The following is a 20107-nucleotide window of genomic DNA, read 5'->3' as shown; positions in this document are numbered from 1 at the left end:
TACTCTGTTTTCCTTAAATTAGATTAAAACGAGAATAGCCTTGATGGATTTTTCACAGAGGTTACAGCAGCTTTCTACTCATGCTGACGCACTAACCCAGTTTGGACGTGGACTTGAACGAGAGTCACTTCGCATTACTGCGGATAGGCATTTATCCCAACTACCTCATCCTGTTGCATTAGGCTCCGCATTAACCAATAAGTGGATCACAACCGATTTTGCAGAATCGTTGTTGGAGTTTATTACGCCTGTTTCAAAAGATGTTGATCAACTTTTATGGCAATTAGAAGATATCCATAAGTTTGCTCTTAGCAAAATGGACGATGAACGCTTATGGCCAATGTCGATGCCTTGTTTTGTGGGAGCGCAAGAAGACATTAGCTTGGCGCAATATGGTTCTTCGAATACTGGACGAATGAAAACGCTATACCGCGAAGGCTTGAAGCATCGCTATGGTAGTGTCATGCAGATCATCTCTGGTGTTCATTTTAACTTTTCATTTTCTGATAGTTTTTGGGATGGTTTGTTTGGTGAGCAAATGCCTGAGCAGCGTCAAGAGTCGGTTTCTGATGCGTACTTTGGTTTGATCCGTAACTATTACCGTTTTGGTTGGTTAATTCCTTATTTATTTGGTGCGTCTCCTGCACTTTGTGGTTCTTTTATCAAAGACGACAAAGTGAAGGAATCATTTAGCAAAGTGGGCACCGGCACATATTACTTAGAGAAATCAACAGCATTACGTTTAAGTGATTTGGGGTACACCAATAATGCGCAAAGTGCATTGAAAATTGGTTTTAATAGCTTAGATCAGTACCTTGACGGCTTAAATGAAGCAATTCATACACCATCTGCAGAGTTTGCTGAAATCGGCGTTGTCGTTGACGGCGAACGTCGTCAGTTAAACAGCAATGTTTTACAAATCGAAAATGAACTTTATGCGCCAATTCGGGCCAAGCGTGTAACGAAAAGTGGTGAAAAACCGTCAGAAGCGCTTAAACGTGGTGGTGTTGAATACATCGAGGTGCGTTCATTAGATGTGAACCCATTTAGCCCGATTGGGATCAGTGAAGATCAGGTACGTTTCCTTGATTTATTCCTAACATGGGCGGTATTAACACCGTCTGCTGATATGGATGATAGTGACCTTGCCTGTTGGCGTGATAACTGGAATCGTGTGGTTATCGACGGTCGTAACCCAGAGCTAATGCTTAAGATTGGTTGTGCTGGTGAGCGTTTAAGCCTACAAGATTGGGGCTCTCGTGTATTTGCTGAATTAAAGCAAGTAGCGAAAACCATTGATGAGCTAAATGGTAACAATCTCTACCAACAAACGTGTGAGCGTTTACTGGGTTGGATCCATCATCCTGAGCGTACGCTATCGGCGCAGTTACTTGAGCAAATCAAAATGGAGCAAGGCATTGGTAATCTTGGCTATAAGTTAGCAGCAAAACATGCAGAAAGCTTAAAAGCACAAGACTTCCGTTTTTATGATGCCAATACATTTGAACAAGAAGTTCATCACTCGGTAGAAAAACAGCAACAGATCGAGCGTGATGACACAGTATCATTTGATGATTATCTCGATAATTACTTTGCCGATATTCATGTTGGCTTGTAAAGAGTAACAACGAAAGAGTACCTTCTTTCAAACAAATAAAGCTGGGATCCGGATGGTTCCAGCTTATTATTTTCGTCTTTATTGATAGATACATTTTACATGGATGATGAAACCTCTTCTTTAGCTACTGTTAACTTCCATCCCTATATAATGTATTACTTGATAAATGTCTTTAATGGAATGTGAGTGATATATGCAGCGATCTCTTCGTTTATTTTTGTTGTTCGGAATAACCCTCATTGTTTCAGGATGTGCCTCTGCACCACCACGAGACCAATCGAATATTTGTAATATTTTTCGTCAATATCCGAGTTGGTATGATGATGCCGTTGATATGCAAAAAGAGTGGGGAACGCCCATCAATGTGGCGATGGCGATCATTAAACAAGAAAGTAGCTTCCGCCATGATGCTGAGCCACCGAAAAACTATGTACTCGGCTTTATTCCTTGGGGACGTGTAAGCAGTGCTTATGGTTACGCACAAGCGCAAGATCCTGCATGGGAGGATTTTCAAAAGCACACAGGTCATGGGGGCTCACGTACTGATTTCGGTGATTCATTACAATTTGTTGGTTGGTATACCCATGAAACACAACGTCAGTTAGGTATTTCTAAATGGGATGCTTATCGTCAGTACTTGGCTTATCACGAAGGTCGAGGTGGGTTTAAGCGTGGAACATATTGGAAAAAGCCATGGCTAACCAAGGTTGCTCGTAAAGTAGAGCAGCAATCAAAGAATTATGGTTGGCAGTTAAAGCAGTGCCGAAAAGAATTAGAAAGTAATAGAAGCTGGTGGTTTTAGACTGTAACAAGTTGCGAATACAGAAAAAGTACCAATAATTGAATAAGTCAGGATTGACGTGCAAGGAGAAGCAAACAATGCCATTACTCGATAGTTTTACTGTTGATCATACTAAAATGAATGCGCCAGCAGTACGTGTTGCAAAGACGATGCAAACACCAAAAGGCGATACCATTACGGTGTTTGATTTACGTTTTTGTCGTCCAAACGTTGATATTTTAAGTGAGCGTGGAATTCATACTCTTGAGCATCTTTATGCTGGTTTTATGCGTGCGCACCTTAATTCAAATAATGTCGAGATCATCGATATCTCGCCGATGGGATGTCGCACTGGTTTCTACATGAGCTTAATCGGCACACCGACTGAAGAAGTAGTTGCTGCAAGCTGGAAAGCGGCAATGGAAGATGTGTTGAAAGTGGAATCACAAAATCAAATTCCAGAGCTGAATGAATACCAGTGTGGTACTTATGATATGCACTCATTAGAAGAAGCAAAAAAAATTGCCTCAACTATTTTGTCGCAAGGGATCCTTGTTAATAAAAATGATGAGCTTGCTTTGCCTGAAGCCATGCTACAAGACTTAAAAGTGAAGTAAAACTTCTCTTCTTGAGTTTTAAAGAGAAAAAAGCCGACATTGCGTCGGCTTTTTTATTATTTATTGGGCGTGTCGGGTAACACTTTAATCAGCTTTATCATATTCTCTGAAACCTCAACAATTTCCATTTTATGGTTCGCAATTATGATACTAACTTTATTATCTGGAATATATTCCAGATGTTCGAGGATCAGACCATTTAAAGTTCGAGGACCATCTGTAGGTAATTTCCAATTTAGGCTTTTGTTCAAATCGCGAATGTTGGCACTACCTTCAATCATCAAGCTACCATCACTTTGTGCCGTGATCTCTTCTGCTAACGTTGGTGCAATAGACGTCGTAAATTCCCCTACGATCTCTTCAAGAATATCTTCTACCGTGATTAAGCCTTGGATATCACCGTACTCATCAACGATCAAACCAATACGCTCTTTATTGCGTTGGAATTTTAAAAGCTGAATGTTCAGTGGCGTGCCTTCTGGAATGAAATAGACTTCATCTGCCGCACGTAACAGATTTTCTTTACTGAAATCGTTTTTGTCCATCATTAGGCGGTATGCTTCACGTACACGTAGCATTCCTACTACTTCATCAATATTGTCACGGTAAAGTACGATACGGCCATGAGCTGAATGGCTAAGTTGGCGGACTATTGATTTCCAATCATCATTAACGTTAATGGCCGCGATCTCACTACGCGGTACCATTAAGTCTTCAACCGTGACATTTTCTAAATCAAGAATCGATAACAGCATATCTTGGTGACGGCGAGGGATTAAGCCGCCAGCTTCGTTAACAACGGTACGTAATTCTTCTGAGCTCAATTTAGATGAACTGTTATTGCTACTCTTTAATCCTAAAATGAAAAGAAACGCACTGGTGATCCCATTAACAAACCACACTAATGGGTAAAGCACTTTCATTAAAATATTTAAGATGATGCTGCTGGCATAAGAGACACGTTCAGGATAGAGCGCAGCTACTGTCTTAGGGGTTACTTCTGCAAAGACAAGGATCAAAATAGTCAGTGCACCAGTTGCAATTGCCACACCTGCATCGCCATAAAGGCGCATACCAAGAATAGTCGCAATCGCTGATGCTAAAATATTAACTAAATTATTACCGATCAGAATTAGGCCAATTAAGCGATCTGTTCGAGAAAGTAGTTTCTCTACACGTTTAGCTCCTTTATGGCCTTGGTTGGCCATATGGCGTAGTTTGTAGCGGTTTAGTGCCATCATGCCTGTTTCTGAACTGGAGAAATAAGCCGATAGAACGATCATTAAAATAAGTAGAGAGAATAGTACACCTGTGGAGATCTCGTCCAAAAGTCGTAACCCTTAATGTTTTATGCAAGCTAAAACCCCCGTATAGAGGGCAAAATTATAAGTATTGTAATTATAGAAATATTCTATATAAATATATGATAGGTAATAGATTTACATGCCAATGATGATTTCTTTTACGAACCGGCTCCCAAAGTAAGCCAGTGTGAGTAGAAATGCACCAACGAGGCTAAACCAAATTACCCTGCGTCCACGCCAACCTTGTTGGTAATGTCCCCATAGTAAGACACTGTAAACACACCAAGCTATTAATGATAGTATCGCTTTATGGGTTTTACCTTGAGCTATGATATCGTTAATAAATAGATAGCCTGTGAGTAAGGTTACGGTTAATAACGCATATCCAACAATAATGATCTTGAAAAGTTGACGTTCAACCATCATTAATGGAGGAATATTAGGGTTCATTGCTAAGCTCTTTTTATGTTTAAGCTTATGATCAAGCCATGCTAATTGAATAGCATATAGGCTCGCAATCGTAAGGGTTGAATACGAGAACAAAGCAAGAGAAATATGCAGTAATACTTGCGGATGTGCTTCTAAATGGGTAATAAAAGCACCGGGCAATAAAGCTGAAGCCGCTAAATTAATAGCAGTAAAACTGTATATGACGGGCAATAAAAACCAAATCCGCATTTTTAACATTGCTACTGTAGTCAAGCAGGCAATAATTACGCTGATTAACGAAGCAACGTTAAGAATACTGAGGTTTTGTCCTGCACCTGCAAAGATAAGATCTTTAAGCAGTAGGATATGAAAAATAATTGCCATACAGGCAGCGGCAAAAACAGGGGTAACTTTTATGCCGTTATTGTTCGCAAGTCCTGGAATAACCAGCAACAGTGCAATGAGATAAAAGCCAACTGCTGGAATAGCAAGTAACATATCCATAATGAATGAGATAGCTCCGTATTAACTAATGGCTATTTTATAGGGTTTTAGAGACGCAATTATACCTTGCTCAAACCTTCACCGCCAACGTAATACCTAAAAGTGACAGAGGATTACATGAAAACGAAGGTTTTTTTACGGTATACTTGTACCAATTTTAGTGATTTTGCAATTTTAATTGAGTTGCGTAACGAGCGAGTAGCACCACATGTTCGAAAATTTAACCGAGCGTTTATCGCGAACGCTTAAAAATGTCAGCGGCCGTGGTCGCCTTACGGATGACAACATCAAGGATACTTTGCGTGAAGTACGCATGGCATTGCTCGAGGCTGATGTTGCGCTGCCCGTTGTTCGTGAATTCGTTAAGCGTGTAAAAGAGCGCGCTGTTGGTACTGAAGTATCAAAAAGTTTAACGCCAGGTCAAGAATTCATCAAAATCGTTCAAGCTGAACTTGAAGCGGTGATGGGTGAAGAAAACGAAGGCTTGGATTTAAGTTGCCAACCGCCTGCAGTTATTTTAATGGCAGGTTTACAAGGTGCAGGTAAAACAACCAGCGTCGGTAAATTAGGTAAGCTATTAAAAGAGCGTGATAGTAAAAAAGTATTGGTTGTTTCTGCTGACGTATACCGTCCTGCGGCAATCAAGCAGCTTGAGACGCTAGCGGGTGATGTTGGTATTGATTTCTTCCCATCAAACGTAGAACAGAAACCTGTCGAGATCGCAAAAGCGGCGCTTGAGCACGGTAAGCTTAAATTCTACGATGTGGTGATTGTCGATACAGCGGGTCGTCTTCACGTTGATGAAGAGATGATGGATGAAATTAAAGACGTCCATAAAACATTAAATCCTGTTGAGACATTGTTCGTGGTTGATGCCATGACAGGTCAAGATGCGGCAAACACAGCTAAAGCCTTTAATGATGCATTGCCACTAACTGGTGTGATCTTAACCAAGGTGGATGGTGATGCCCGTGGTGGTGCTGCGTTATCAGTACGTCATATTACTGGTAAGCCAATTAAATTTTTAGGTGTTGGTGAAAAAACTGACGCACTAGAGCCGTTCCATCCAAACCGTGTTGCTTCTCGTATCTTAGGTATGGGTGACGTTCTTTCTTTAATCGAAGATTTAGAACGTAACGTTGATAAGCAAGAAGCGGAAAAACTGGCGAAGAAATTCAAAGACAAAAAAGGCTTTGATTTAGAAGACTTCCGTAGCCAGCTTCAACAAATGAAAAACATGGGCGGTATGATGGGAATGCTTGATAAGCTTCCGGGTATGTCACAACTACCGTCTGATGTGAAAGATAAAGTGGACGATAAAGTGTTCGTTCAAATGGAAGCTATCATTAATTCAATGACCAAAGGCGAGCGCGCACATCCTGAACTTATCAAAGGTTCACGTAAAAAGCGTATTGCTGCTGGTTCTGGTACACAAGTACAAGATGTGAACCGTTTATTGAAGCAATTTACCCAAATGCAGAAGATGATGAAGAAAATGCAAAAGGGTGGAATGAAGAATATGATGCGCCAAATGAAGGGTATGATGCCTGGTGGCGGAATGTTCCCTGGACGCTAATTCCATAATTTTAAAAGATTTTAAAGTCGATTGGTTATTTTACTGGCGAAAAAGTAACTAAAGAAGTTGCATTCGTCGTTCTAAAGAGTAAAATTCCGAGGCTTTATTTTGGCACGGGCCCCGTTTTTTAAGCGGGGCCAATTTAATTTACAGTAATGCAAAGAGGACGATATGGTAACCATTCGTTTGGCACGTCACGGCGCTAAGAAGCGTCCATTCTATCAAATCGTTGTTGCTGACTCACGTTGTTCACGTGACGGTCGTAACATCGAGCAAATCGGTTTCTTCAACCCACTAGCTAAGGGTCAAGAAGAGCGTCTACGTCTAGACCTAGATCGCGTAAACCACTGGGTAGGTCAAGGCGCTTCTGTGACTGACCGCGCAGCAAAACTAATCAAAGATGCAGCGAAAGCAGCTTAATTTGATTATTAAGGTTGAAGAGAAACGATGAGCAGTAAAAACCAAGACCACATTATTGTCGGTAAACTGGGTGCCACCTACGGTATCAAGGGTTGGCTCAAAGTTTTTTCCTACACCGAACAATCTGAAAGCATTTTCTCTTACACCCCTTGGCTTATTAAAGTTAAAGGTGAGTGGACAGAGATCCATGTTGAATCATGGAAACGCCATGGCCAAGGTCTGGTGGCTAAGCTAGAAGGCATGGATATCCGCGAGGATGCCCAAGTTTTCACTAACGCTGAAGTCGCTGTATTGGCTGAGCAACTACCAGCACTGTCAGATGAAGAATTCTACTGGCGTGAGTTGTTTGGTATGTCTGTATTCACTACCGAAGGTTACGACCTAGGTAAGGTGACAGACATCCTGGAAACAGGTTCAAACGACGTGTTAGTTGTTAAGGCTAATTTAAAAGATGCTTTCGGGCAGAAGGAACGATTAATTCCGTTCCTCGATGAGCAGGTCATCAAGTTGATTGATCGCACTGCTCAGCGGATCGAAGTTGACTGGGATCCTGAGTTTTAACCTCCGGTAATAAGGTGAGTAACATGTGGGTTGGTGTAATCAGCCTTTTTCCTGAAATGTTCTCTTCCATTACCAATTTTGGGGTAACAGGCCAGGCGGTAAAAAAAGGCCTTTTGACTGTTGATACGTGGAATCCTCGTGATTTTACGCACGACAAACATCGTACGGTAGATGATCGACCATACGGTGGTGGACCGGGTATGTTGATGATGGTGCAGCCTTTGCGCGATGCCATTCACACAGCCAAACAGTCTGCAAAAGGTAAGGCTAAAGTAATCTACCTTTCCCCTCAGGGCCGTAAGCTGGATCAGGCTGGTGTTGAGGAGTTAGCGCAAAATGAGAATCTTATTCTTATTTGTGGTCGCTATGAAGGGGTTGATGAGCGCATTATCCAACAAGAGGTAGACGAAGAATGGTCTATCGGTGATTTTGTGTTAACGGGTGGTGAACTACCTGCTATGACGTTGGTGGATGCAGTTGTTCGGTTTGTTCCGGGCGTACTGGGAGACTTTGCGTCAGCAGAAGAAGATTCTTTTGCAAATGGCTTGCTAGATTGTCCTCATTACACAAGACCAGAATTGTTGGACGGGCAGGAAGTACCTTCGGTATTAATGTCTGGCAATCATAAAGATATTAGTCGCTGGCGATTAAAACAATCGCTAGGCCGTACATGGCTAAGAAGACCAGAGCTCCTGGAAAACCTAGCTCTGACTGACGATCAGGAATTCTTGCTAGCGGAATTTATCCGCGAACATAAAGCAAGTATTTAATTAATTTAGTATCAGTTTATTCTAGGGTATATACCAAATGAGTAACATCATTAAAGCTCTTGAGCAAGAGCAACTAAAAACAGACCTACCGACTTTCGCACCAGGTGACACTGTTGTTGTTCAAGTTAAGGTAAAAGAAGGTGAACGTGAGCGTCTACAGGCTTTTGAAGGCGTTGTAATCGCAATCCGTAACCGTGGTCTACATTCTGCATTTACTGTTCGTAAGATTTCGAACGGTGAAGGTGTTGAGCGTGCGTTCCAAACTCACTCTCCAGTAGTTGACAGCATTACTGTTAAACGTCGTGGTGCAGTACGTCGTGCCAAGTTGTACTACCTACGTGAGCGTTCTGGTAAATCAGCACGTATCCGTGAGAAGCTATCTAAGTAATAGCTTTAAACGCTTGACGTTTAATCGAAAAGCCCACCGAAAGGTGGGCTTTTTTTATATCTGTAAATTAAAAATTAAATAGCTTTAAGATGAATGAATATTTTAACAGATGAAAAGCGCTGTATATTGACTGAATACACTCAAATTTAATATCAAATTTAGATTATCATGCTAGGTTAAATAGATAACATATTGTATAAAATTTATAACAGGTAAGAAGCAGAATAACACGATGTCTTTTTGCTTCTCAATCTTCCTCGATTTGATAACCAAGGAAATGTTATGAAAGTACTTCCTATTTTAACTATCTCTTCTATTGCACTTCTATCTGGCTGTGTCACACAGTCCTCTTTGATCAGCAAAGGAAACTTTGAAAAGCTCGGTTTTTATGACGGTGCTGGTGGTCGAGTTGCGCTAACAACCACACAGCTTGATAAAATTTCAGATAAATATGACGCAACAGAAACACCTAACTATCAAGAGTATCAGCAAGGCTATAGTAAAGGTCGTGATAATTACTGTTCTATTGAGCATGTATTGCAGTTAGGTGAGCAAGGAAAAGTGAATTGGGGAATTTGTGAATATCGTCGTGAGGTTCCACTTTTTAAAGCTAAATGGCAACAAGGGTTTGAACGCTATGGGACAATGGAGCCGCGTTTTTAATTAAATAGGCTCATCTAAAGCAACTTTCTTGCGATTACCATTATTTTGAATGACGTTTAAGCTAGCGATAGAAGTGTTTTTCTTATTCTAAAATACCAACTGTAAATAATGTTTTACGGGTGGTGTTTTTTATTTACACTGCTATTGCAATAGGTCATCAAGAATTGTTATGTTTGTTGGCATAATGTTACTAATGGATATAGTGATAACGGAACAGGGATTGTGTTTCGCGCTAACAAATCAATGACAAGGACGACGCTATGCAAAAAGACCAACTCAATAACGTTCATATCGAAGATGAATCTGTTCTCATTACGCCAGCAAAGTTGAAACAAGACTTATCTGCCTCTAAACAAGCGTTGTCTTTTGTGGAGCAATCACGTCAAACCATCGCCGATATTATTCATAAGCGCGATCATCGTTTATTGGTCGTGTGTGGGCCTTGTTCTATTCATGATGTTGAGCAAGCAAAAAATTATGGACAAAAGTTAAAGCAATTAGCAGAAGAGCTTAGCGATCAACTCTACATTGTGATGCGAGTCTATTTTGAAAAACCACGCACTACGGTAGGGTGGAAAGGGTTAATTAACGACCCGTATATTGATGGTTCATTTGCTGTTGAAGAAGGCTTGCATATTGGTCGTCAGCTATTAGTTGACTTAGTTGAAGATGGTATTCCTTTAGCGACCGAAGCACTTGATCCTATTAGTCCGCAATATTTAGGTGATTTATTTAGTTGGGCAGCCATTGGTGCGCGTACGACAGAATCACAAACCCACCGTGAAATGGCAAGTGGATTATCAATGCCAGTAGGCTTTAAAAATGGTACTGATGGTAGCTTGGCAACAGCGATTAATGCGATGCAAGCAGCTGCGTCAGGCCATAAATTTATGGGTATTAACCCAGATGGACAAGTTGCGTTGCTAAATACTGAAGGTAATCCTGACGGTCATGTTATTTTACGTGGTGGTAAGCACACTAATTACGATTCAGTGTCAGTTAGAGAGTGTGAAAACGAGATGGTCGGATCAGGTCTTTCACCAGCCTTAATGGTAGACTGTAGCCATGCTAATTCTCGTAAAGATTATCGTCGCCAACCTTTGGTAGCTGAAGATGTAATTCATCAGATCCGAGAAGGAAATCAGTCTATTATAGGATTGATGATCGAAAGCCATCTTGATGAAGGGAACCAGAGTGCCGATCTTCCTCGAGATGAAATGAAGTACGGCGTATCGATAACTGATGCATGTATTAGTTGGGACACCACCGAGAAATTATTGCGTCAGGCACATAAGGAATTAGTGCCGTTCTTACAAGATCGAATTAAATAATTACGGATAGAAAGAAATCATGGTTGCTGAGTTAAGCAAATTAAGAGATCAAATTGATGATGTAGATCGTCAAATGGTTGAGCTATTGGCTCAACGACTTGCTTTAGTTGAGCAGGTCGGCGTAGTGAAAAGTCAGCATGGCTTACCGATCTATGCCCCAGATCGTGAAGCGGCAATGTTGGCATCTCGTCGTGAAGAGGCGGAACGTCAAGGAGTACCTGCGGATCTTATCGAAGATGTACTTCGTCGAACGATGCGTGAATCTTATTCGAGCGAAAACGATTCTGGCTTTAAATGTTTAAATCCACAATTGCGACCAATTGTTATTGTTGGTGGCCATGGTCAGTTAGGTAAGTTGTTTTGTCGGTTGTTTGAACTGTCGGGGTACCAAGTTAAAACATTAGGTAGCCAAGACTGGGATCGTGCCGATGAAATATTGCATGATGCAGGTATGGTCGTTGTTTCTGTTCCTATCCACTTAACAGAATCTGTGATCGCAAAGCTAGGTAACTTACCAGAAGATTGCTTACTTGCTGATTTAACTTCGGTAAAAAGTGGTCCATTACAAGCGATGTTAGAAGTGCATAAAGGCCCTGTGGTTGGTCTACATCCAATGTTTGGTCCTGATATTCCAAGCCTTGCGAAACAGGTTGTTGTGTACTGTGATGGGCGAAACCCTGAAAGCTACCAATGGCTGTTGGAGCAGTTTCAGATTTGGGGCGCAACGCTAAATCGAATTAGTGCGATTGAACACGATCAGGGGATGACTTTGATCCAAGCATTGCGTCACTTTACGTCTTTTGTTTACGGTGTTCATCTTGCAGAAGAAGATCCTAAGCTAGAGCAGTTAATGTCGTTAAGCTCACCAATCTATCGCTTAGAGCTCGCGATGGTAGGGCGTCTATTTGCTCAGGATGCGCAATTGTACGGTGACATTATTATGTCAGCGCCACAGAATATTGCGATGATCAAACGTTTCCATCAGCGCTTTGGTGAAGCGATTGAAATGCTAGATGCTCAAGATAAAGATGCGTTTAAGCAAGCTTTTGGTCAAGTATCAGGATGGTTTGGCGATTACGCTGAACATTTTTTAGCAGAGAGCCAGGGACTGCTTAGGCAGGCGAACGATTCAACTCACCGTAAATCGTAGTTAATTTTCTGATAGTTAAAATAAAAGAGCCCGTTATGTCATTATTACTCGAAAGAGAATGTCATAACGGGCTTTTTGTTATATGTACATTTTAGTCGAGGAGCTCAACTTCTGTTGGCGCGACATTTTCACTTGGATAACAGCCTAATACTTTAATAAAGCGAGTTAGGCGGGTGAGCTCTTCTAGCGCTTGTTGCATCACATCTGATTTAAGGTTGACCTCGACATCCACATAGAACATTTCTTCCCATGGGTTGCCAATAACAGGGCGTGATTCCAGCTTACTCATATTGATATTAAGATTTCTCAGCACCAGTAAACATTCAACCAATGAACCTGCTTTTTGTGCTGTAGACATAATTAAAGTGGTTTTTGCTGGGATCAAGGATGTCACATCAACAGGTTTACGCGCTACGACAATAAAGCGGGTAAAGTTTTCTTGCTGATTGGAAATATCTGATTTAATTGAGGTTAAACCATACAATTCGCCACTGGATGCATTACCAATAGCTGCAATATTCGGTTGTTTTAGCTCGGCCACTTGCTCCATCGCTTCAGCGGTACTTGAACAATATTCTTGTTTTATGCTCCCCATGCTATGAAGGAACTCGCTACATTGTTGGTGTGGCTGTGGGTGAGAATATAAGGTATCAATATGTTCAAGTTTCGTATCGACAGCAGTAAGTAGGCAATGTTCGATAGGTTGGGTTATTTCGCCCACAATAGAAAGGCTTGTGTGCTGTAGTAAATCATATACTTCATTGATTGATCCAGAGCTGGTATTTTCAATTGGTAAGACACCATAATCAGCATTACCTGTTTCGACAGTATTGAAAATATCGCGAAAAGTAGAACAACTCAGTTCAACCAGATTGGTTTGTTTACGGCTAAAATAATTTCGGCTAGCTAAATAAGAGTATGAGCCTTTAGCACCAAGGAAAGCGACACGGGCAGTTGGATTCGCACTATCTGGGTTGGCAAGTTTTTGTAGGTAAGCTTGTTGAAATAATACGGAGTCTTCAATTATGGTATGGAAGATCTGCGTAACATATTGTGCATCTAATTGATGAAGCTTGCCACTTTCTATCAGTTTTAAAAGTAATTCGTGTTCACGTGTTTGATCGCGTACAGGTTTAGCGGTGCTAATTTTACTTTTAGCCACCTCTAGACTAAGCGCTCTTCGCTCTGCCAGTAGTTCAAGTAAAGCGTTATCGATACGACTGACATTTTGACGAATGTCATCGAGAGAATAGCGAGTATCGGTCATTGGCGTCCCTATCTGATTTCCGAGTATAGCGGTAGCTTATATCGTCGCTTACCTCTCATATCATACTAATGTGAACTGATACGAAAGAGTTGATGAATAGATAAGCTTTGATGATATAAGCGAATTGGTCATTTTTTATCTTTAGCCACATTATGCAGCACACTATTTATTGTCAAGTAGATTAGTGGCTAGTGCTAAGAATGGAAATAATAAGGGAAGATCCCTATTGTTATGTCGAGATAATCAGAACAGTATAGCTAGAAATAAACAGCCCCGCATAAGCGGGGCTGTTTTTAAAATCCTTATGATATTCTAGTATGCGTCGTCTAACTCAACTTCATCTAGTTCTACTTCGTCTTCAGCCACTTCTGGCTTTTCACTATGGCTCGCACGACGAGCATTAGGTTTGTGAGCTTGTTTTTTCAACTGTCGGTCGAGCTTTTGGTAAAGCTCTGTAATCGCACCAAACAGGTCGTCATGCTCTGCAGAAGCAACGAGTTGTCCTCCAGCAATGTTTACTGCAGCCTCGACTTTAAATTGCTTGCTTGGCTCTTTGCTAATCACAACATGTTTTTTGATTAGCGGCACCTGAAGTTTTTCTAACTTATTGAACTTAAATTCAAAACGCTCACGGATAGCCGGGGTGATATCGATGTTCTTACCAGTGATTTCTAATGTCATAATTATCTTCCTCGTTTGCTACCCTTCGTTGGGTTGAATTCAGATTACTAAATTCAGAACTTAATAATGTGATGTATATCACATTGTAGCCTTTAATAATTATCAGCAAAAAAATCTGTGATCGTCTTGGGTTTGTAGCAAAAAAGTTTATAAAAAGTACTTGAGATGAGAATAATATTTAAGGCAGTATGAAAAAAGGTAAAATGCTGGTGGCTAGTGCTAACTAGGGGTTTTATATAAGAATTTTAATATGATGAGCATTTTTTAGTCATTATAACTAGTCAGTGTACTGACACAAAACATTAATTAATGTTAAAAATTAAACACTATTTTAAGTATAAAAAATGGCAGCTTATTTTTAAGCTGCCATTTTTTTATGAAATAAAATGCACTAATAGTTAGTTGGCTGGATTTAATTTCATCAATTTATCGGTGCGTTCAACTTCTTTTTGCAAGTTCAGCTTTTCATAGGCTATTTTTTCCAGCGCTAATGATTGGCGTGCAGCTTCTGTATCTGGGTATAAACGTTGTATTTGCTGACAACGGTTAATTGCTGCAATCCATGCTTCACGACGAATATAGAAATCTGCAGTAGCCAAATCATAATTCGCTAAACGGTTTTTCAAAAAGATCATACGTGCTTTAGCATCTGCACCATATTCACTTTCAGGGTAACGCTCTAAAAGGTATTTAAAATCCTTGAAGGCTTGGCGTGATGGTGTTGGATCACGGTCAAATCGATTGATATTAAACATATCATGCATAAAGCTACGATCTTGAGCCATATGTGTTAAACCACGCATATACACAACCCAGTCAGCTTGTGGATTATCAGGGTTTAAACGTAAAAAACGTTCAATCGTTGCTTCACCTAGCGCTAAATCATCACTTTTATAGTAAGCATAAATAAGATCTAGCTGTACTTGATCGGAATAAGCACCAAATGGGTAACGTGAATCTAGCGCTTCTAATTGTTCGATAGCCGATGTCCAATTTCCCTTTTGCAAAGCGGTTTGTGCTGTTGCATATAAGTTTGAAGGTGGCACATCTGGTATTACATCTTCTTTACTCGAACAGCCTGAAAGAAGGGCTACGGCAAGAAGAGTCGTGATTGTCAGGCGTTTCATTGCGGCGTTAGTTTCCTTGATAAAAATTTTATTTTGCTCGATCCATTACGGTTGGAGCCGTTAACAGATACAATGACACTATATAGGTTACATCAAGCATAGTTTCAAGCTTGGTCCATTTTACGCAGCGTATGACAATTAGTCTCACGCTTTTTTAAAAAGTTCGCTATGGCACAGCAAATAGAATTGACAAACACAGTTGGTGAAAACCAATTAGGCATGCGCCTGGATCAGGTTATTGCTCAATTATATCCAGATTATTCGCGTTCGCGCATTAAAGATTGGATTTTAAACGGTATGGTTTCAGTGAATGGCGATGTCGTCAAGAAACCTCGTGAAAAAATGATGGGTGGCGAAGAGCTATTTATCCAAGCTGAGATCGAAGATGAAGTGCGTTGGGTTGCACAGGATATTCCTCTCGACATCGTTTATGAAGATGATGACATTCTTGTTATCAATAAACCGCGTGACTTTGTTGTTCACCCAGGCGCGGGTACGCCAGATGGTACGGTTCTGAATGCATTATTGCATCATTGCCCATCTTTAGCTGAAGTTCCACGTGCGGGTATCGTTCACCGATTGGATAAAGATACTACCGGTTTAATGGTGGTTGCTAAAACGATTCAAGCACAAACGCGTTTAGTTCGTGCACTACAAAAGCGTAAGATTACGCGTGAGTATGAAGCGTTAGCTATCGGTCAGATGACAGGTGGTGGCACAATTGAAAAGCCAATTGGTCGTCACTCAACTAAGCGTATTTGTATGGCGGTACATGAAATGGGTAAAGATGCGATCACCCATTACCGTGTTGCTGAACGTTTCCGTGAACATACACGTATCGTATTACGTCTTGAAACGGGCCGTACGCACCAGATCCGTGTCCATATGTCATACATGAGCCACCCTTTAATTGGTGACGTGATTTATGGTGGTCGTCCTCGTCCGCCACGTGACGCTTCTCCTGAATTTATTCAGGCACTGCGTGCGTTTGATCGACAAGCACTGCATGCACGTATGCTACGATTAGATCACCCGATCACCGGTGAGAAGATGGAATGGCATGCACCGCTGCCAATTGATATGGTGGCAATGATTGATATTTTGCGTAAAGACACGCAAGAAAATAACGAAGACGATTATTAATGAAAGTCATTATTCCTAACTGGCCAGCCTCGAAACATGTGCGCGCGATAAGTACGACCCGTTTAGGTGGTGTTAGTGCAGCTCCATATCATGAATTGAATTTAGGTTTACATGTTGGGGATGATGAAGCTGTTGTTAATCAAAACCGAGAATTGTTGAAACAACATTGTGGTCTTGTGGATTCTCCTGCATGGTTGAATCAAATCCACAGTGCTGATGTGATTGAGCTTAATGCTGAACTTTCATTAGTACCAGATGCTGATGGTAGCTTTACTCGTTCTCCGGGATTAGCCTGTGCCATCATGACTGCTGACTGTTTACCTGTTTTATTTTGCGATAAGCAAGGAACAGAAGTTGCTGCGGTTCATGCCGGATGGCGAGGACTGGCTACAGGTGTGATTGAGCACGCAGTGGAAAAATTTCACTGTAACGCAGCCGATATTATGGCGTGGTTAGGTCCTGCTATTGGGCCTAACGCATTTGAGGTCGGTGGTGAAGTACGAGAACAATTTATGGCAGCCGATCCGAATGCTGAATGTGCTTTTATTCCGCATGGTGAGAAATGGTTGGCTGATTTGTATTTACTAGCAAAGCAGCGTTTGAATCGATTAGGTATCACTGCTGTTTATGGTGGAGAGTATTGTACTTTTACTGATGAACAGCAGTTTTATTCCTATCGACGACAAGCGGTAACAGGTCGTCAGGCCTCATTGATTTGGTTAGCGGATAACAAATAGCACGTAATTGGTTAATGTCGTTAATTATTGCTAAGCGAGTGATCTTAATAAAGATCGCTCGCTTTTTTTTTGCAGCATTATATTGCGATTTATGGAGTTGAAAAATACCTGCTAAGTATCCATATATATAGCATTAGTTTATTTATATTTATTGGGAGAACTTATGCGTCTTGACCGATTTACCAGCAAATTTCAATCGGCAATATCTGATGCTCAGTCGCTGGCTCTAGGACGAGACCATCAGTATATCGAGCCTGCACACCTTATGGTGGCTTTGCTTAATCAAGATGGTAGTACCGTGCGTCCGTTGCTCACCCTTTTGAACATCGATATTACCCAGTTACGTTCACGTTTAGCTGAGCTATTAGATCGCATGCCTAAAGTAACGGGTATTGGTGGTGAAGTTCAGCTTTCACATGGCATGGGCGTACTGCTTAATATGTGCGATAAGTTGGCACAAAAGCGGAAAGATAAATTTATCTCCTCAGAGCTATTTATTTTAGCGGCAGCTGAAGATAAAGGCCCATTGGGTGAGTTATTTAAAGAATTAGGTTTAACAGCGAAAAATATTGAACAAGCGATTGATCAAATTCGTGGTGGTCAAAAAGTCGATGATCCTAATGCCGAAGAAAATCGCCAAGCTCTGGAAAAGTACACGATCGATTTAACCGAACGTGCAGAGCAGGGCAAATTAGATCCTGTTATCGGTCGTGATGATGAAATTCGCCGTACTATTCAAGTATTGCAACGTCGTACCAAAAATAACCCAGTGATCATCGGTGAGCCTGGGGTTGGTAAAACAGCTATCGTTGAAGGGTTAGCACAACGTATTGTTAACGGTGAAGTACCAGAAGGCTTGCGTGATAAGCGTGTTCTTTCTCTCGATATGGGCTCATTGATTGCTGGAGCTAAATTCCGTGGTGAATTTGAAGAGCGCTTAAAAGCGGTACTTAACGAATTGTCACAAGAAGATGGCCGTGTGATTTTGTTCATCGATGAAATTCACACCATGGTTGGTGCAGGTAAAGGCGAAGGCTCAATGGATGCCGGCAACATGCTAAAACCTGCATTGGCACGTGGTGAGCTTCATTGTGTCGGTGCTACAACATTAGATGAATACCGTCAGTATATTGAGAAAGATGCGGCACTTGAACGTCGTTTCCAAAAAGTGCTGGTGGATGAACCAAGTGTGGAAGATACCATTGCGATCCTTCGTGGTTTGAAAGAGCGCTACGAGCTTCATCACCATGTAGAAATTACCGATCCTGCAATTGTGGCAGCAGCAACATTGTCACATCGTTATATTTCAGATCGTCAGTTACCTGATAAAGCAATTGATCTTATCGATGAAGCGGCATCAAGCATTCGTATGCAGATTGATTCAAAGCCTGAATCATTAGATCGCCTTGAGCGTCGTATTATTCAACTTAAGATTGAACAACAAGCGCTAGAAAAAGAAGATGATGCTGCAAGTAATAAACGTCTCAGTGATCTGCTTGAAGAGCTTGATCTAAAAGAGCGCGAATATGCTGAGCTTGAAGAAGTGTGGAATGCTGAAAAAGCAGCACTGTCAGGTACTCAACATATTAAGGCGGAGCTTGAACAAGCGCGTACTGATGTTGAAATTGCTCGTCGTGCTGGCGATTTAAACCGCATGTCAGAGCTACAATATGGTCGTATTCCAGAGTTAGAGAAGCAGTTAGATCTTGCCGCGCAAGCAGAAATGCAAGAAATGACCTTGTTGAAAAACAAAGTTACTGATACTGAAATTGCCGATGTTTTATCAAAAGCGACAGGTATTCCTGTATCAAAAATGCTTGAAGGTGAGCGTGATAAATTGCTTCGTATGGAAGATGAATTACATCATCGTGTCATTGGTCAAGATGAAGCGGTAGTTGCTGTTGCTAATGCCATTCGTCGTAGCCGTGCAGGTCTTGCTGATCCGCAACGCCCAATTGGCTCTTTCTTATTCTTAGGCCCAACAGGTGTAGGTAAAACAGAGCTTTGTAAATCACTGGCTAACTTTATGTTTGATAGTGAAGAAGCAATGGTGCGAATCGACATGTCTGAGTTTATGGAGAAACACTCAGTCGCTCGTCTAGTGGGTGCGCCTCCAGGTTACGTCGGTTATGAAGAAGGTGGTTACCTAACAGAAGCAGTTCGTCGTCGTCCATATTCTGTAGTATTACTGGACGAAGTAGAAAAAGCACACCCTGATGTGTTCAATATTTTACTTCAAGTATTAGATGACGGTCGTTTAACTGATGGTCAAGGTCGTACCGTAGATTTCCGTAATACGGTGATCATCATGACATCGAACTTGGGCTCAGATCGTATTCAAGAGCATTTCGGTAACCTTGACTATGAGGGGATCAAAGCACTTGTAATGGAAGTTGTTGGACAACACTTCCGCCCTGAGTTTATTAACCGTGTTGATGAAACCGTAGTGTTCCATCCGCTTGGCAAGGAAAACATCAAGAATATTGCAAGTATTCAGCTTGAACGATTGAAAAAACGCCTCGCTGAAAAAGACTTCCGTCTAGATGTTGAAGACAGTGCGTTAGATATGATTGCTGAAGCTGGATTTGATCCTGTTTATGGTGCGCGTCCATTGAAACGTGCGATTCAGCAATATATTGAAAACCCACTAGCACAAGACTTGCTATCAGGTAAATTTGTTCCGGGTAAAATGATAACACTGTCAGTGAAAGATGATGTAATTGTTGCTGAGCAAATTTAATTACTTCATTTAATCACTATGACTAAACGCCCCGCATTGAAGTGGGGCGTTTTTTTATCTAATGAAAAGAGCTTGTTTAGGTGGATTCTTGATCATTACAAGGTGAATTGTTTAAGGATTGTTCAAACGCGCATTTTTCTTTAAAAAAGGGCTTGTCAGCAAAAAATCTCTCCCTATAATGCGACCTCACTGACACGGAGCAAGCCACTGGCTAGCAACGAAATCAGTATTGTTCTTTAACAATTTGACCATGCAATCTGTGTGGGCACTCGTTGAAAAGTTAAGTCGAAAGATTTATCA

General features: G+C 41.2%; 19 protein-coding genes. 14 read left to right on the top strand and 5 right to left on the bottom strand.

The features are described 5' to 3' along the window. Positions 1-40: 40 nt before the first annotated feature. From gshA to luxS, 3 genes are all read left to right on the top strand, one after another. On the top strand, positions 41-1618 hold the full coding sequence (gshA, locus tag CTN01_RS22070) for a glutamate--cysteine ligase (protein ID WP_181318115.1): 1578 nt from the start codon (positions 41-43) through the stop codon (positions 1616-1618). Positions 1619-1811: 193 nt separating this feature from the next. Continuing rightward, on the top strand, positions 1812-2420 hold the full coding sequence (locus CTN01_RS22065) for a transglycosylase SLT domain-containing protein (RefSeq protein ID WP_045084408.1): 609 nt from the start codon (positions 1812-1814) through the stop codon (positions 2418-2420). A 77-nt stretch (positions 2421-2497) separates the two neighbouring features. After that, complete coding sequence (luxS, locus tag CTN01_RS22060) at positions 2498-3016, top strand: S-ribosylhomocysteine lyase (protein ID WP_045150519.1); 519 nt, start codon at positions 2498-2500, stop codon at positions 3014-3016. A gap of 56 nt (positions 3017-3072) precedes the next feature. Here the strand turns inward: luxS and CTN01_RS22055 are convergent, their stop codons facing one another. Next, complete coding sequence (locus CTN01_RS22055) at positions 3073-4344, bottom strand: HlyC/CorC family transporter (RefSeq protein ID WP_045128784.1); 1272 nt, start codon at positions 4342-4344, stop codon at positions 3073-3075. A gap of 111 nt (positions 4345-4455) precedes the next feature. Next, positions 4456-5253, bottom strand: a complete 798-nt coding sequence (locus tag CTN01_RS22050; RefSeq protein WP_045150518.1) for a cytochrome C assembly family protein — start codon at positions 5251-5253, stop codon at positions 4456-4458. A gap of 208 nt (positions 5254-5461) precedes the next feature. Here CTN01_RS22050 and ffh point away from each other — a divergent pair, with 208 nt between their 5' ends. From ffh to tyrA, 8 genes are all read left to right on the top strand, one after another. Further along, entirely contained in the window at positions 5462-6829 is a 1368-nt protein-coding gene (gene ffh / locus CTN01_RS22045; protein ID WP_005371527.1) for a signal recognition particle protein, read from the top strand. Between the two features lie 171 nt (positions 6830-7000). Further along, entirely contained in the window at positions 7001-7249 is a 249-nt protein-coding gene (rpsP, locus tag CTN01_RS22040) for a 30S ribosomal protein S16 (protein WP_005371529.1), read from the top strand. 27 nt (positions 7250-7276) lie between these two features. Continuing rightward, positions 7277-7810 (top strand): ribosome maturation factor RimM, encoded by a 534-nt coding sequence (gene rimM / locus CTN01_RS22035; RefSeq protein WP_045150517.1) that lies wholly within the window; start codon positions 7277-7279, stop codon positions 7808-7810. A 23-nt stretch (positions 7811-7833) separates the two neighbouring features. After that, a complete protein-coding gene (gene trmD, locus CTN01_RS22030) occupies positions 7834-8580 on the top strand; it encodes a tRNA (guanosine(37)-N1)-methyltransferase TrmD (RefSeq protein WP_005371531.1) in 747 nt (248 codons plus the stop codon). Positions 8581-8617: 37 nt separating this feature from the next. Continuing rightward, positions 8618-8968, top strand: coding sequence for a 50S ribosomal protein L19 (gene rplS, locus CTN01_RS22025; protein ID WP_045150516.1), 351 nt, complete (start codon positions 8618-8620; stop codon positions 8966-8968). Between the two features lie 282 nt (positions 8969-9250). Continuing rightward, entirely contained in the window at positions 9251-9631 is a 381-nt protein-coding gene (locus CTN01_RS22020) for a DUF2799 domain-containing protein (RefSeq protein WP_005371533.1), read from the top strand. A gap of 260 nt (positions 9632-9891) precedes the next feature. Further along, entirely contained in the window at positions 9892-10962 is a 1071-nt protein-coding gene (locus CTN01_RS22015; protein ID WP_045150515.1) for a 3-deoxy-7-phosphoheptulonate synthase, read from the top strand. A 19-nt stretch (positions 10963-10981) separates the two neighbouring features. Then, a complete protein-coding gene (gene tyrA / locus CTN01_RS22010; protein ID WP_005371536.1) occupies positions 10982-12112 on the top strand; it encodes a bifunctional chorismate mutase/prephenate dehydrogenase in 1131 nt (376 codons plus the stop codon). A 91-nt stretch (positions 12113-12203) separates the two neighbouring features. Here tyrA and pheA read toward each other — a convergent pair whose 3' ends face one another. The 3 genes from pheA to bamD all read right to left on the bottom strand — a co-directional run bounded on the left by pheA (position 12204) and on the right by bamD (position 15187). Then, positions 12204-13379 (bottom strand): prephenate dehydratase, encoded by a 1176-nt coding sequence (gene pheA, locus CTN01_RS22005; RefSeq protein ID WP_045084397.1) that lies wholly within the window; start codon positions 13377-13379, stop codon positions 12204-12206. Between the two features lie 312 nt (positions 13380-13691). Beyond that, on the bottom strand, positions 13692-14060 hold the full coding sequence (gene hpf / locus CTN01_RS22000) for a ribosome hibernation-promoting factor, HPF/YfiA family (protein ID WP_005371540.1): 369 nt from the start codon (positions 14058-14060) through the stop codon (positions 13692-13694). 398 nt (positions 14061-14458) lie between these two features. Next, positions 14459-15187: an outer membrane protein assembly factor BamD gene (bamD, locus tag CTN01_RS21995; protein ID WP_045084396.1), complete on the bottom strand. Its 729-nt coding sequence runs from the start codon at positions 15185-15187 to the stop codon at positions 14459-14461. 168 nt (positions 15188-15355) lie between these two features. Here bamD and rluD point away from each other — a divergent pair, with 168 nt between their 5' ends. From rluD to clpB, 3 genes are all read left to right on the top strand, one after another. Further along, complete coding sequence (gene rluD / locus CTN01_RS21990; protein WP_005371544.1) at positions 15356-16330, top strand: 23S rRNA pseudouridine(1911/1915/1917) synthase RluD; 975 nt, start codon at positions 15356-15358, stop codon at positions 16328-16330. Beyond that, on the top strand, positions 16330-17067 hold the full coding sequence (gene pgeF, locus CTN01_RS21985) for a peptidoglycan editing factor PgeF (protein WP_045128775.1): 738 nt from the start codon (positions 16330-16332) through the stop codon (positions 17065-17067). The genes rluD and pgeF overlap by 1 nt, the downstream gene beginning before the upstream one ends. A 163-nt stretch (positions 17068-17230) precedes the next feature. Then, a complete protein-coding gene (clpB, locus tag CTN01_RS21980) occupies positions 17231-19807 on the top strand; it encodes an ATP-dependent chaperone ClpB (RefSeq protein WP_045130759.1) in 2577 nt (858 codons plus the stop codon). Positions 19808-20107 lie beyond the last annotated feature (300 nt).

The sequence above is a fragment of the Photobacterium angustum genome (genome assembly GCF_003026365.1).
GTDB lineage: Bacteria > Pseudomonadota > Gammaproteobacteria > Enterobacterales > Vibrionaceae > Photobacterium > Photobacterium angustum.
Note: the sequence above shows the minus strand (reverse complement) of the source record. Positions and strands in the feature narration are given on the sequence as shown.

Coding starts and splice junctions, on each gene's coding strand:
- CTN01_RS22065 (WP_045084408.1), top strand. CDS start 1,812: ATGCAGCGATCTCTTCGTTTATTTTTGTTGTTCGGAATAACCCTCATT.
- luxS (WP_045150519.1), top strand. CDS start 2,498: ATGCCATTACTCGATAGTTTTACTGTTGATCATACTAAAATGAATGCG.
- CTN01_RS22050 (WP_045150518.1), bottom strand. CDS start 5,253: ATGGATATGTTACTTGCTATTCCAGCAGTTGGCTTTTATCTCATTGCA.
- ffh (WP_005371527.1), top strand. CDS start 5,462: ATGTTCGAAAATTTAACCGAGCGTTTATCGCGAACGCTTAAAAATGTC.
- rpsP (WP_005371529.1), top strand. CDS start 7,001: ATGGTAACCATTCGTTTGGCACGTCACGGCGCTAAGAAGCGTCCATTC.
- rimM (WP_045150517.1), top strand. CDS start 7,277: ATGAGCAGTAAAAACCAAGACCACATTATTGTCGGTAAACTGGGTGCC.
- trmD (WP_005371531.1), top strand. CDS start 7,834: ATGTGGGTTGGTGTAATCAGCCTTTTTCCTGAAATGTTCTCTTCCATT.
- rplS (WP_045150516.1), top strand. CDS start 8,618: ATGAGTAACATCATTAAAGCTCTTGAGCAAGAGCAACTAAAAACAGAC.
- CTN01_RS22020 (WP_005371533.1), top strand. CDS start 9,251: ATGAAAGTACTTCCTATTTTAACTATCTCTTCTATTGCACTTCTATCT.
- CTN01_RS22015 (WP_045150515.1), top strand. CDS start 9,892: ATGCAAAAAGACCAACTCAATAACGTTCATATCGAAGATGAATCTGTT.
- tyrA (WP_005371536.1), top strand. CDS start 10,982: ATGGTTGCTGAGTTAAGCAAATTAAGAGATCAAATTGATGATGTAGAT.
- pheA (WP_045084397.1), bottom strand. CDS start 13,379: ATGACCGATACTCGCTATTCTCTCGATGACATTCGTCAAAATGTCAGT.
- hpf (WP_005371540.1), bottom strand. CDS start 14,060: ATGACATTAGAAATCACTGGTAAGAACATCGATATCACCCCGGCTATC.
- bamD (WP_045084396.1), bottom strand. CDS start 15,187: ATGAAACGCCTGACAATCACGACTCTTCTTGCCGTAGCCCTTCTTTCA.
- rluD (WP_005371544.1), top strand. CDS start 15,356: ATGGCACAGCAAATAGAATTGACAAACACAGTTGGTGAAAACCAATTA.
- pgeF (WP_045128775.1), top strand. CDS start 16,330: ATGAAAGTCATTATTCCTAACTGGCCAGCCTCGAAACATGTGCGCGCG.
- clpB (WP_045130759.1), top strand. CDS start 17,231: ATGCGTCTTGACCGATTTACCAGCAAATTTCAATCGGCAATATCTGAT.